We start from the raw sequence: 13471 nt of genomic DNA on the forward strand, positions 1-13471 counted from the left end.
TTTTGAATCTGGAGCAACGCCAGAAGATTCGAAATTCTGGGCTGGAGATCGTCGCGGAAGGGGGAACGCCGGGTAGCCTGGATCCAGTGAAGGCGTGGAAGATGTCGATCAATCTGGACTCGAAGCCAGTCGCCATCATTTCTGACGATAAGTCGGACGCTGCAGCCTTGGTTGATAGGGCCTGGCAGGGGGCAGCTAAAGATCATGGTCTCTTCAGTGGCGACGGTACTTTTCTGCTGAGCATTCCCGGTGATCCTTTTCATTCCACTAGATGGTATCGAGTCCGCATTAGAGGAGCCGTGAAGATGGCGGAGTTCTTTGTTGACGGAAACGGTTATCCGGAATTTGTCACAGCGTCCGTCGATGGGTATCCAGTCGTCGGTGTTTCTTCAGAAGAAGATGGAACATGGATTCTTGCATTCGATGGGCCAGATCGTTGAACTCCGCAACTTGGCATCTCTATCCATCTGACTCTTCTGGGATTAGATAACATCCTGGCGGGGGAAGGTGAGCGTTGCCCCGGGTATTCTGATACTGACCCCTGCGGTCTGTTCCTCGTGATGGCTGGACGGTGCTTCCAACGAGCCCGAACAACGAATTCGCGATTACCTGGCACCGATTCCTGCGGCACCGCCCGATCAGTCGGCCGCGCGCAGGCACGGATCCGATCCGGTGCCTGTGCGCTGGCAGAGTGGCGGGTCCGCCGCACCCGGTGCTCACGGACGCATCTTGTCGACGACCCTCGCGGACCCACGCGCCACATCTCAACACACCGAACGGCGATCATTATGGCTATTAGCGAGAGAATCTCACTGAATCGGGAATCGGCCGAATCCTTCCCTATTCTCGCGGATCTCGCTCGTCGCGGTCCACGGATCGGTATTGTTGGTGTCGAGATTCGTCGCGAGGGAGCTCTGTCGATATCTCTGCCAACGCATTGAGCCACGTTGCTCCCTCTGTCTTGGCCGGTCGACTGGTCCTCGTCGGAGTGTCCCCGCCACTTGCTCCGCTCAATCGACTCGGCGCTCTCACGATGAAACGTGAATCTCTATGGAAGCGTTGGGAGAACGATCGAGCAGTGCTGCCGCCCGGAGATCGGCACGACTTCCAGTTCGATCGGAACGACGACCTGCTGCAGTTCGGTGGCTGGTTGACGACCGATACGGCCAACTTCGTTGCTGCCGTTGAAGTCAGTCGTGACCGCTCAGCCGTGTGTCTTCTCCTACCCCCAGAGTGCGCGATCGATGAACTCGAGCGCGTGATCGAAGGATTTCGCCGGGTGTCTGTCGACAGGAACTCGTTGGTCAGGCATTTCGTTCCGCTTGTTCTCGAGGGCGCGATGCTTGTTCGGGGGTTCGGGGGTTCGGGGGTTCGGGGGTTCGGGGGGTTCGACGACCGGGTCGTCGGCACGGATGTCTTTGCGGAGGAGGAGGTTCTCGACGCTATTCAATCGGGTGTCGAACACTGGATGTCCGACGGAGGGACGGCACCCTAGGTTGATCCGACGCCCGAGCGCCGGCACCGATCGGATCCGGTGCCGGCGCTCGGTTGACGATGTGCCGCTGGTCAGTTGAAGTCGCGGGGCGTTTCGCAACCTTGTTCGCCGCGTCCGTCAGCTGCGGGGTGAGCTGGTCGATAACCCACGGGGTTGCGAGGACGCTGGTCTGGCTCAGGCTGGCGATGATCTTGATAGGGCCACTGCGGTGCCGGGCTTGACCGCGCCGAGGGAGGTGCACAATGGGCGATTCGATGACTTCAAGTTCGCGCATGACCCATTTTTTCGATACGGAAGATGCTAGATTCTAATGCTCGAAAAGTGTGTCAACGTCGATACCGTCAAGATAGTGGACAACAGCATGGCGAACTGCAACGACCAATACAGGAGCATTATCCAATGGACAGGCTAGATCCTGCTGCAAGTATGACATCAAACGCGCGACCGTGGGTTTTTGCGGGTGAGTCAGACGAACTCGACCCGTATGTCCAAGCTATTTCGGCGCTACCGGATTGTTTGGTCGTGCGTTTCGATGGCAAAGATATGCAAACCCTTGATGACCTCTTCGAATTCTATGGGCGGGCCTTCGGTTTTCCGGCCTAGTTCGGGAAGAACTGGCCAGCATTTGATGAGTGTATGTCAGATCTGAATGACACGCCATCGCCGGTGTATCTCGTGGTCGTCGAAGAGGCGGAGAGGTTGCTGGATGATGATTCTGATGAATTGTCAACATTCCTGAAGGTCTGTTCGGCGATTGGCCGATATTGGTCCAGCAGAATTGGACTGGGCTCGCTTTGGGGTGGCGGAGAAGTTGCATTCAATACGCTGATTCTATTCAGCCGACCGTCAGGTCCAGTGCTCGACACCATTAGATCAGATCATGAAATTCTGACACTACGTGATGGTTGAAGGCTCTCTGGTTGATCCTTCGCGAAAGTTGCGAAGGAAGTCTAATTTCTTTGGTTTATTGCCCGGTCGGAGATTGAGGACGCTTCGGAAGTGAGTTACAAATGGTTGGGTCGAAACTGGCGCTAAGTACAGGATACAGGATGTGGTGGTCGGCGCGTTGTTGTGTTTGAGGCTCTCTGTGGACTGCATTGCTTCCGTTGTCACCATGATCGGGTAAGGGTCGGCCAGTCTCACCTCACTGAACATCTCGGATTGTCTCGCTCGAGATCTGAATGCTTGGAACGGTAGGCATCAGTCGAATGCCTAGTTGTCGATGGAGGCTAGGCGCGAACCCGATGTCGTCACTTCGATCCAGCGGTTGGCGGGGAAGGATCCTTTCCCCAAGGATCGCTGAAGAGTGGTCGGATGTATCAAAAGTTGAATACTGTAGCGAAGGATTCCTTCGGTTGATTCCGTGATTGATGACAGGCGCCCCGTCATAGCAATAGCGGGAGATTCTTACTTAATCGGGAATCGGCCCAACCCGTTCCTGTTCTCGAAGATCTCGCTCACCGTCGTGCATGAGTCGGTGTTGTCGGTATTGAGGTTCGTGGAGAGGGGGCGCAGTCGATACCTGGTGCGGTTGCTGTCGCCGCTGACACGCTGAGCGTCGCCGGCGGACTATTGCGTAACCACCGACTCGCCGTTTCGGAGGTCGCCCGGCGGGTCGGTTACACCAATACTGGAGCGTTTTCGGACGCATACCTACGCGCCTGGGGTAGGCGTCCAGCGCCATACGTACCTCGGCCAAAGGCGGAACCCGCGCAGGCGACAGATGATCCGGGGCGTCGCGGACCTTCCCCGCCGCCCCGCCGGGCCGAGCGTGTCCTGGATATCACCGCGTGGAAGCGTTCTCATTTCTGGAATAGGAAACGCCGACGGGTTCCTTTCGAGCTCGATCAGCGATGTGCGTGACGGTGGTGAAATGGGGTCGCACTGTGGGTGCGATTTTCTGAAATGGGGTAGTCGTCCCATTTGCCGTTATCCAGGTGTTTTGATGGGTCGTATCGACGATTTCCGACGATTCGAACCGGTTGGTAAGTAGTGTCTGCATAGATCGAGCATGTCGGGGTGGCCATTTCCGAGTGAGCCCTGGGGGCGACATGAGTGCTGGATTGAAGGGGCGCTGGACCCTGCGCGCGTCCGTCGCGGGCGTGGTCGGGGTCCTGGTCGCGACGACCGTGGCGGTCGGGGGCGTGGCGTCGACACCGGCGGCGGCGTCCGAAACGGACGTCGACCACTATCTGAATCTGCCGATGAGCAATCGGGACGCGGCGCACGGCCCCGGCGGGGTCAATCCGGCGCTGCCCACCGACCGCGCCACGCTCAGTCGACTTCTGGGCGAGGCCCGCGCGAGCGGCGCCGCACCGCACGAGTATCAGGCATTGCTCTTCCAATACTGGCTGGTGGAGGCCACGGACACCGCGGGGATCGACCTGGCCGCGTGGGATCCGCGTGCCGGGGTGGCGGTGAACCGGGACAACCTGATCAGGTCGTACCGCCTCTACGAGGACTTGCAGCTGGAGCGCCGCGAACTGCAGTGGGCGGGCATGGGCGGCATGGTCGGCGCCGACTTCGGCGGCGGGCTGATCGACTTCGAACTCATGACGAACGCCTACGACCTCCCGCCGATTCAGCAGTCCGCCCGGGCCGTGGTCGAGGCCGCCACCGGCGTCGCCGGCCCGGACATCGTCGACTCGCTCCCGGACGGACTGCGGGCGCTGGCCGAGGCTGGAAGCGAAATCACCAGCGAGGACCTGCATTTCATCCTCGGAATGATCATGGTGATGCAGAAGAACATCTTCTCCGACCTGATGCCCATGCATCGCGCCTACGTCACCGGTGGGCTCCCCGCCCTCGAAGAGATGCAACGTGCGGGGCTGTTCGGTGACGACATCATGACCGCGTGGCGTGATGTCGCGTCGCAGGATCCGGACCGGATCGCGCGCGGCAACGGTGCGCTGTTGCAGCGGGAACAAGGTGTGATCATCCGGGAACAGTGGGACACCGTTCGCAACTACAAGGACACCGTCGGCCAGGCGATCACGTACCTGTCCACCGTGGCGGGGTCGCCGTCGGTTGCCGGGGTACTGCCGCCACGCTCGTTCCGTCCCATCGAAGTCAGCTCGCGCCTGCCCGATGGGCGCACCGCTACCCTGACCAGTCCGCTCCCGGCGTGGAACTGGTCCGTCTACGACGAGCGATGGGACTACATCACCACCCAGCTCCTCCCGAACTACAAGGACATGGTCGAGAACAACTGGCCGCAGCTCGAATCCGAGCTACGTGTGCCCTACGAGACGCAACTCGAAACGCATCGACCGCTGCTCAACATTCCCCAGATCATGCAGGCCGCCCTGCAGAACATGGAAGTGACGGTGTCCTGATGACAGTCAATGCGACTCGGGGCCACAGGCTCTCCGCAGCCACACGAGTCCTGTCCTACGCGGCGGTGGCCACCGCCGCGATCATGGTCGCCCCGGTCGGCGCGTCCGCCCAATCGGCTGACGGGTCGTCATCGGCCGGCGGGTCGCTGTCGGCTGACGGGTCGTCGTCGGCTGACGGGTCGTCGTCGGGCGGCGGCCAGTCCGACGTGCGGACGCCGCGCCTCGACGAGGTGTTCAACGGATTCGTCGTCGGCGCGCTCGACGCCGGGACGGCCGCATCGCGAGTCGAGTCGTTCAAGGCGCTGACGTCGCGCGACTCCTTCTACGACGAACCACCACTGACCGGGGCGGAGCGCCCGGGCACCGTGCTCAAGATCAAGCCGGTCGACATGATGTTCCTCGGCTACAAGCCGGGCAGGATCGACGCCTACAAGATGATGTACGTGACGACCGGACTCGACGGAACCACACCCGAGGTCAGCACCGGCATCGTGATGATCCCCGTCGACGGCACGCCCGCAGCGGAGAAGAAGGTGATCAGCTACCAGGAGGCCAACGACAGCGTCGGCGCCTACTGTCATCCGAGCACCCAGTGGACCGGCGGGAATCCGCTCGACGGCGCCGCCTGGTCCGCGCTCGGACCGCTGGCGTTGATGTTCGGCAAGGGCTACGCGGTGGTCATCTCCGACGTCGGCAACGACGGCGACCCCGACCCGCACGGCGTCTTCGCCGGAAAGTACGCCGGCCACGCCCAACTCGACGCCATTCGTGCCGCCGTGTCGGCCCCGAGCACGGGGCTCAGCGCACACGCCCCGATCTCTCTGTTCGGTATTGCGGGAGGCGGAGTCGGCGCAGGCTTCGCCGCCGAGGCGCAGGCGCAGTACGCCCCGGAGTTGGACATCCGGTCCACCGTCCTCGAGGGCATGGTGGTCAACACGCGGAACTTCATGCGCACCGCCGACGGTTCGATCGGCTCCGGGTTCGCCTTCGCCACGTTGCTCGGTCTGGAGCCGAAGTACCCGGAGATGCGGATCGACGAGAAGCTGAACCCCGTCGGCAACGCGCTGGCCCACGTGTATCGAACGCAGTGCCAGACGCCCGCGTACTTCACGGCGCCGTTCGTTCCATTGGAGACGCTCTTCGTCGGTGGGCAGAACCCGGCCGACATTCCCGCGTTCCAGCACGTCTACGACGACAACCTGCTCGGGACCGAGGCTCCGAAGTCGAAGGTTCTCATCACGTCGTGCGCCAAGGACGACTCACCGATGTCCCTTGTGCCGGCAAAGGACTCACGGGAACTCGCCGACAAGTATCGGGCCGGGGGAACCGACGTGACGTACGCGCCGAGTGACTGCAGCATGGTGCGGATGCTCACCGACCTCTACGGGTGGGGCACTGACCTGTTCGGGATGCAGACCATCGACTGGATCGAACAGAACTTCGCCGAATGAGCAGCGCACGCCGCGAGAACGGGAGGAGGTGACCGACGTGATCGATGCCATGTTCACCGGGAGCAGCTACATGTTCTCCCTGGGGCCTGTCGCATTTCTCGAAGCCTTCGGACGCATCTTCGGTTCCTGACCGCGGTCGCGGACGAGCCCGGCTCCGAACGCGAAGTCGTCACGCAACCCGCTTCGCGGCCTCCGACAGCTGCGGGGCGATCCGGTCGATCACCCACGGTGTCGCGAGGACGCCCGTCCGGCTGAGGCCCGCAACCACCTGGGTGTCGGGCAGGGGCACCGCGCTGCCGCGCTGGACGGCGCCGAGCGAGTTGTACGTGGGGTTCTTCGTGGCCTCTCCCTCGTCCGGCACGAACACGACCACGACGTCCGCGTCGACCTCGGTGATGCGTTCGGCGGAGATGGTGGCGAAGAAGCTGTCCGGATCGCTCTCGGCCGCGAGCTTCTCGACGCCCGGGGAGTTCACGAACCCGAGCTGGGTGAGGACCTGCACGCGCGGGTCGGTCGGCTTGTAGACGTTGACCTGACCGTTGGTGGTGTCGAGGTTGATCACCGACAGGGTCTTGCCGGCGAACTCGGGGTGCGCGGTGGCGGTGTCGGCGAGCATCGTGTTCATGCCGTCGATGAGCTTCGTCGCCTCGTCGGACTTGCCCATCGCCTGACCGATCAGCGTGGTCTGGTCCTGCCACGTGGTCTGCCACGCCTTGCCGGGATAGGCGACCGTCGGTGCGAGGGAGGACAGCTGGCCGTAGGTGGCCTGGTCGAAGCCCTCGTACGGTGCCATGATCGCGTCGGGTGCCAGCGCGGCGATCGCCTCGACGGGCGTGGAGGACGTGGCGTCGAGCAGGGTGGTCTCGCGGGGGTCGTACTTGTCCGACAGCCACGGCATGACACCGTTCTCGTCGGCGCCGTAGGAGTTCTTCGGCATGCCCACCGGGGTGCCGCCGAGCGCGTAGACGACGTCCTCGGCGTTCCAGCCGAGCGTGACGATCCGCTCGGGGGTCGACTCGATCGTGGTCTCTCCGAACGTGTTCGCGATCGTGACGGGGAAGGCACCGTCGGAGGCCGTGGTCGTGGAATCGCTGTCGGTCGACGACGAGCAGGACGCGAGCAGTGCCGTCGCGCTCAGGATGGCGACGACCGTCGCAACCTTGCGGCGGGTGGTGAGAGCGAACACCGGGGAACTCCTTCGGGATCGACGAGATCGGAGAAGGTGAGCCTAACCTGTGTCTCGGAGGCTGTGTGGCGGGGTGGGTCGGTCCGGCCCGACACGATCGCCTCGCGGCGAAATCGATCATGAACGTATGACGCGGTGGCGGCCCGTAATGTGAAGGCCTGTGCTCCACGGCGGCGACTGGTCACAGCCGCCGCCGTCCACTATCCGCGCTGCTCGTCGGGGGCTGAGGAGTCCATAGGTGTTTGCTCGCTGGGGGGATCTGGTCTACCGGGCCCGTTTCACCGTCATCGCGGTGATGGTGGCCGGACTGTTGGCGCTGGGCGCCTATGGTTCCGGGCTGGGTGCGCACCTCAGTCAGAGCGGGCTGGACGATCCCGGCTCGGAGTCCGTGGCGGCGGCGAGACTGGCGGACGGCACGTTCGGCCGGGATGCCACCGGTGACGTCGTGGCGATGTACACCGCCCCCGACGGCAAGACGGTCGACGACCCGGCCTTCAGCGCGAAGGTCACCGACAGCCTGCAGCGACTGGTGCAGGACCACCCCGACCAGGTCGCGAAGATCAACGGCAGCTACTTCCCGGTACCGAACACGCCGCGGCTGCCGGCTTTTGCAACGACGGACCGCACCCATGCGCTCGCGAGCATCGCCCTGAAGGGCGACAACGACACCGCGATCACCAACAACTTTCGTGAGATGAAGGACGCGTTCCAGATCGACGGGGTCGAGGTCCAACTCGCCGGCATGCAGCCGGTCGCGAGCGCGATCAACGACACGATCGCCAACGACATCCACCGCATGGAAATCCTCGCGATCCCGGCGGTCGCGGTGCTGCTGTTCTTCGTCTTCGGAGGCGCGGTCGCGGCGGCGTTGCCGCTGATCGTCGGTGGTCTGACGATCCTCAGCGCCAACGGGATCGTGCGGGTGATCACGCATTTCACCGAGGTCAATGCGTTCGTCGCGTCGGTGGTCTCACTGATCGGGTTGGGTCTGGCGATCGACTACGGCCTGTTCATCGTCAGCCGGTTCCGCGAGGAACTCGGCGACGGGCGCAGCACCAGGGATGCGGTGCGCCGCAGCGTCATGACCGCCGGTCGCACCGTGTTGTTCTCCGCGACGATGATCATCGCGAGTCTCGGTGGCCTGCTGTTGTTCCCACAGGGCTTCCTGAAGTCGATGGCCTACGGCGCGATCGCGACGGTGTTGCTGGCCGCGTTCACCTCGGTCACGGTGCTGCCCGCGATCCTGAGCATCCTGGGCCGGCGGATCGACAAGTTCGGCCTCAAACGGTTCGGCCAGATCAAGTCGACCGAGGAGATCGAGTCCAGTGTCTGGGGTCGCCTGACGCGGTGGGTGATGCGTAACCCGCTCAAGGTGACGATCCCGATCGTGGTCGGTCTGTTGATGCTGATGGTCCCGCTGACGGGTATCAAGTTCGGTGGCATCAACGAGGAGTATCTGCCGACCGACAACCCGACGCGGATGGCGCAGGAGCAGTTCGACGAGCTGTTCCCGGGCAATCGCACCGAACCGGTGAAACTGGTGATCACCGGCGCCGACGGCACCCAGGTGGGCCAGATCCTCAAGACCGCGAGCGGGGCGCCCGGCCTGGTCGAGAAGTTCTCCATCACCGGCCCCGCGAAGGACGGCGTGCAGGTCATCAAGGCCGGTCTGGTCGACCGCAACGACTCCGCCCCCACCATCGACTACCTGCGGGCGATGGACGTCCCGGACGGCGTGGATGTCCTCGTCGGCGGCACCCCGGCGATCGAGCAGGACAGCATCAGCGCGCTGCTCGACAACCTGCCGCTCATGATCGTCACGGTCCTCACCGTCACGACGCTGCTGATGTTCCTGGCATTCGGCTCGCTGGTGTTGCCCATCAAGGCCGTGCTGATGAGCGCGCTCGGTCTCGGCGCGACGCTCGGCATCCTCACTTGGGTGTTCGTCGACGGCCACGGCTCGGGCGTGCTGGGCTTCACGCCCGGACCGATCACGTCGCCGATGCTGGTGCTGATCGTCGCGATCGTCTACGGCTTGTCCATCGACTACGAGGTGTTCCTGCTCTCCCGCATGGTCGAGGCCAGATCGCAGGGCGCGAGTACCACCGAGGCCATCCGGATCGGTACCGCGCACACCGGCCGGATCATCACCGCGGCCGCACTGATCCTGATCGTCGTCACCGGCGCGTTCGGATTCTCCGAGCTGGTGATGATGAAGTACATCGCGTACGGCATGATCTCGGCGCTCGTCATCGACGCGACCCTGATCCGCATGTTCCTGGTGCCGGCGGTGATGAAGCTGCTCGGCGACGACTGCTGGTGGGCGCCTGCCTGGATGAAGCGCATCCAGGAGAAGGTCGGGCTGGGCGAACCGATCCTCGACAGCGAACTGGCCCGGGGCGACGTGCGCGATCTCGCGGATCCGGATACCTCCGTCGTTCCGGAGTCGTCGGAGCCGGAAACGATCCCGGCACGGGAGTCGCTTCCGGAGGATGCGATCTCCTGACCGGTACCCCGTCGATGCGAAGAGGAGCGCGCCCCAATCTCGGGGACGCGCTCCTCTCGTGACGGGTCGGGCTAGACGCTCGCGACGCCCTTGGCCAGGAACGTCTTGCCGTTCACGGCCTCCGAGGTTCCGGTCCGGTCCAGGTACGGCGTGATGCCACCGTTCCAGAAGCCGAAGCCGCCGCCCAGGATCAGGCACAGGTCGATGTCCTCGGGACCGGCGACGACGCCCTCCTCGAGCATGATCCGGATCTCCTCGGCGAACGCGCGACGCGTGCGCTCGAGCACCTCCTCCGACGTGGACGGCTTGTCGCCCTGCTGCCACAGCGCCGCGACCTCGGGGTCGACGACCTGGCCCTTGTCGGTCCAGGACCAGACGCCGGGCTTGCGGGCCTCGACGATGGCCTCGAGTCCGGGGGAAGGCTTGAAGCGCTCCGGGTAGGCAGCGTTGAGGGTCTCGCCGGTGTGCAGCGCGATGGCCGGGCCGACGAGCGCGAGCAGCGTGAACGGCGTCATCGGCATACCGAGTTCGGCGATCGCGTTGTCGGCGACGTCGAACGGGGTGCCCTCGTCGACCGCGTTCATGACCTCGCCGAGTGCGCGGATCAGCAGGCGGTTGAAGACGAAGCCCGGCAGGTCGGCGGATCCGACGGCCGACTTCTTGAGCGCCTTGGCGGTCGCGAACGCCGTTGCGAGGGTGGCGTCGTCGGTCTGCTGACCCTTGATGACCTCGAGCAGCGGGAGCACCGCGACCGGGTTGAAGAAGTGGAAGCCGACCACGCGCTCGGGATGCTTCAGGTCGGCGGCCATCTCCGTGATCGACAGCGACGAGGTGTTGGTCGCCAGGACCGTCTCGGGAGAGATGTGCTCCTCGAGTTCGGCGAACACCTTCTTCTTGACGTCCATGTTCTCGAAGACGGCCTCGATGACGAAGTCGGTCTTCGCGAACGCGGCCTTGTCGAGCGAGCCGGTCACCAGCGCCTTGAGGCGGTTCGCGCCGTCCGGCGACAGCCGGCCCTTGGCCAGCAGCTTGTCGATCTCGCCGTGGACGTAGCCGACGCCCTTGTCGATGCGCTCCTGGTCGATGTCGGTGAGGATGACCGGCACCTTGAGCTGCTTGACGAACAGCATCGCCAGCTGGCTCGCCATCAGGCCGGCACCGACGATGCCGACACCGGTGACCTTGCGTGCCAACGACTTGTCGGGCGCTCCGGCGGGGCGCTTGGCGCGCTTGTTCACCAGGTCGAACGCGTACAGGCCGGCGCGTAGCTCGTCGGTCATGAGGAGGTCGGCGAGGGCGTTGTCCTCGGCGGCGAACCCGGCATCGAGGGACTTCGAGTCGGTGAGGTCGGTGGTGCGGGCCAGCTCGAGCAGTTCGACCGTGCGCACCGCGCCGGGCGCGTTGTTCTTGGTTTTGCCTTCGACGATCGCCTTGGCGCGGGCGATGGCCTCGTCCCAGCCCTGACCGCGGTCGATCTCCGGTCGCGCAGGCGTGATGTCACCGGCGAGAACCTGTGCGGCCCACGCCAGGGATTGCTCGATGAAGTCGGCGGAGCCGAGCACGACGTCGGCGATGCCGAGCTCGAGGGCCTTCTTCGAGTTGATGACCTTGCCGTTGTTGAGCGGGTTCTCGACCGCGACGGTGACCGCATTCGACGGCCCGATCAGGTTGGGCAGCAACTGGGTTCCGCCCCAGCCGGGAACCAGGCCGAGCATCGCCTCGGGCAGCCCGAGCGCGCCGACGTTGTCGGCGAAGGTGCGGTAGTGGCAGTGCAGACCCACCTCGAGGCCGCCGCCGAGCGCGACGCCGTTCACGAACGCGAACGTCGGCACCGACGACTCGCGCAGACGACGGAACACACGGTGCCCCAGCTGGCCGAGCTCGACGCCCTGCTCGCGGGTGCTGATGCTCGGGACGCCCTTGAGGTCGGCGCCGGCCGCGAAGATGAAGGGCTTACCGGTGACGGCGATGGCGGCCGGGTTGGCGGCGAAGGCCTCGTCGAGCGCCTTGTCGAACGCCAGCAGGCCCCGCGGGCCGAACGAGTTCGGCTTGGTGTGGTCGAAGCCGTTGTCGAGGGTGACCAGTGCGACCGGACCCTCGATGCCGGGCACCGAGATCAGCTTGGTGTAGGCGTTCGTGACGACTTCGTCGGCGAAAGCGGATGCAATGTCGGTCATTTACTTGGCTCCCGCTTCGTCGGCTGCGTAGTCCTTGTGATTGGGGTTCTCCCAGATGACGGTGCCGCCCATGCCGAGGCCGATGCACATCGTGGTCAGGCCGTAGCGGACGTCCGGGTTCTGCGCGAACTGGCGCGACAGCTGGGTCATCAGGCGGACGCCCGAGGAGGCCAGCGGGTGGCCGCACGCGATGGCACCGCCCCACTGGTTGACCCGCGGATCGTCGTCGGCGATACCGAAATGCTCGAGGAAGGCGAGCACCTGTACGGCGAACGCCTCGTTGATCTCGAACAGGCCGATGTCCTCGATCTTCATGCCGGTGCGGGCGAGCAGCTTCTCGGTCGCGGGGACCGGACCGATGCCCATGACGGCGGGGTCGACGCCCTGGAAGGCGAAGCCGACCATGCGCATGCCGACGGGCAGGCCCAGCTCGCGGGCGGTGTCCTCACCGGCGAGGATCGCGGCGGTGGCGCCGTCGTTGAGGCCCGCCGCGTTACCGGCGGTGATGCGGCCGGCCGGCCGGAACGGGGTCTTGAGCTTGGCCAGGTCCTCGAGCGTCGTGCCCGGGCGCGGCGGCTCGTCCTCGGTGGCCAGGCCCCAGCCCGCCTCGGAACGGGTGGCGACCGGCACCAGGGTGTCGGCGATGAAACCGGCCTTCTTGGCGGCCTCGTACTTGTTCTGCGACGAGACGGCGTAGGCGTCGGTGCGTTCCTTGGTGATGCTCGGGAACCGGTCGTGCAGGTTCTCGGCGGTGTTGCCCATCACCAGTGCGCTCGGGTCGACCAGGCGGTCGGCGAGGAAGCGGGGGTTCGGGTCGGCGCCCTGCCCCATCGGGTGGCGGCCCATGTGCTCGACGCCGCCGGCGATCACGACGTCGTACTGGCCGAAGCCGATGCCCGACGCGGTGGTGGTGACGGCGGTCATCGCGCCGGCGCACATGCGGTCGATCGCGAAGCCCGGGACCGTCTCGGGCAGACCCGCGAGGATCGCGGACGTGCGGCCGATGGTCAGGCCCTGGTCGCCGGTCTGGGTGGTCGCGGCGATCGCCACCTCGTCGATCCGCGAAGGATCGAGCTGGGGGTTGCGGCGCAGCAGCTCGCGGATGGCCTTGACGACCAGGTCGTCGGCCCGAGTTTCGGCGTAAATGCCCTTCGGGCCGGCCTTGCCGAACGGCGTGCGGATGCCGTCGACGAAGACGACGTTTCTCTGGGTAGCGGATGCAGCCACGCTGGATTCCTCCTGGCGGGAGTGGAGCGGTCACGCCGAGTCGAAGACCCGACACGCACCACTGTAGCGCTAATTACCCGCCGGTAACATACGG

8 protein-coding genes and 1 pseudogene are annotated in these 13471 nt (G+C 64.7%); 6 read left to right on the forward strand and 3 right to left on the reverse strand.

The window, feature by feature from the left end; all coding sequences use genetic code 11:
* Nucleotides 1-2: 2 nt before the first annotated feature.
* The 5 genes and pseudogenes from HUN07_RS11730 to HUN07_RS11750 all read left to right on the forward strand — a co-directional run bounded on the left by HUN07_RS11730 (nt 3) and on the right by HUN07_RS11750 (nt 6281).
* Nucleotides 3-440, forward strand: a complete 438-nt coding sequence (locus HUN07_RS11730) for a hypothetical protein (protein ID WP_174909819.1) — start codon at nt 3-5, stop codon at nt 438-440.
* Nucleotides 441-1078: 638 nt separating this feature from the next.
* Complete coding sequence (locus tag HUN07_RS11735; protein WP_174909821.1) at nt 1079-1495, forward strand: hypothetical protein; 417 nt, start codon at nt 1079-1081, stop codon at nt 1493-1495.
* Nucleotides 1496-2110: 615 nt separating this feature from the next.
* Nucleotides 2111-2404 (forward strand): annotated as a pseudogene (locus HUN07_RS11740) (barstar family protein); the annotation flags it as partial.
* A 1142-nt stretch (nt 2405-3546) separates the two neighbouring features.
* A complete protein-coding gene (locus tag HUN07_RS11745) occupies nt 3547-4830 on the forward strand; it encodes a hypothetical protein (protein ID WP_254622902.1) in 1284 nt (427 codons plus the stop codon).
* A complete protein-coding gene (locus tag HUN07_RS11750) occupies nt 4830-6281 on the forward strand; it encodes a lipase family protein (protein WP_254622903.1) in 1452 nt (483 codons plus the stop codon). Before HUN07_RS11745 ends, HUN07_RS11750 begins: the two co-directional genes overlap by 1 nt.
* Nucleotides 6282-6450: 169 nt before the next feature.
* On the opposite strand, the gene HUN07_RS11755 is transcribed toward HUN07_RS11750, so the two are convergent.
* A complete protein-coding gene (locus HUN07_RS11755) occupies nt 6451-7467 on the reverse strand; it encodes an iron-siderophore ABC transporter substrate-binding protein (protein WP_174909825.1) in 1017 nt (338 codons plus the stop codon).
* A gap of 238 nt (nt 7468-7705) precedes the next feature.
* Here HUN07_RS11755 and HUN07_RS11760 point away from each other — a divergent pair, with 238 nt between their 5' ends.
* Nucleotides 7706-9973, forward strand: a complete 2268-nt coding sequence (locus tag HUN07_RS11760; protein WP_254622904.1) for an MMPL family transporter — start codon at nt 7706-7708, stop codon at nt 9971-9973.
* 71 nt (nt 9974-10044) lie between these two features.
* Here HUN07_RS11760 and HUN07_RS11765 read toward each other — a convergent pair whose 3' ends face one another.
* Nucleotides 10045-12150, reverse strand: a complete 2106-nt coding sequence (locus HUN07_RS11765) for a 3-hydroxyacyl-CoA dehydrogenase NAD-binding domain-containing protein (RefSeq protein ID WP_174909827.1) — start codon at nt 12148-12150, stop codon at nt 10045-10047.
* Entirely contained in the window at nt 12151-13377 is a 1227-nt protein-coding gene (locus tag HUN07_RS11770) for a thiolase family protein (protein WP_174909829.1), read from the reverse strand. It lies immediately after the preceding gene.
* Nucleotides 13378-13471: the final 94 nt, after the last annotated feature.

The sequence above is a fragment of the Rhodococcus sp. W8901 genome (assembly GCF_013348805.1).
Taxonomy (GTDB): Bacteria; Actinomycetota; Actinomycetes; order Mycobacteriales; family Mycobacteriaceae; genus Prescottella.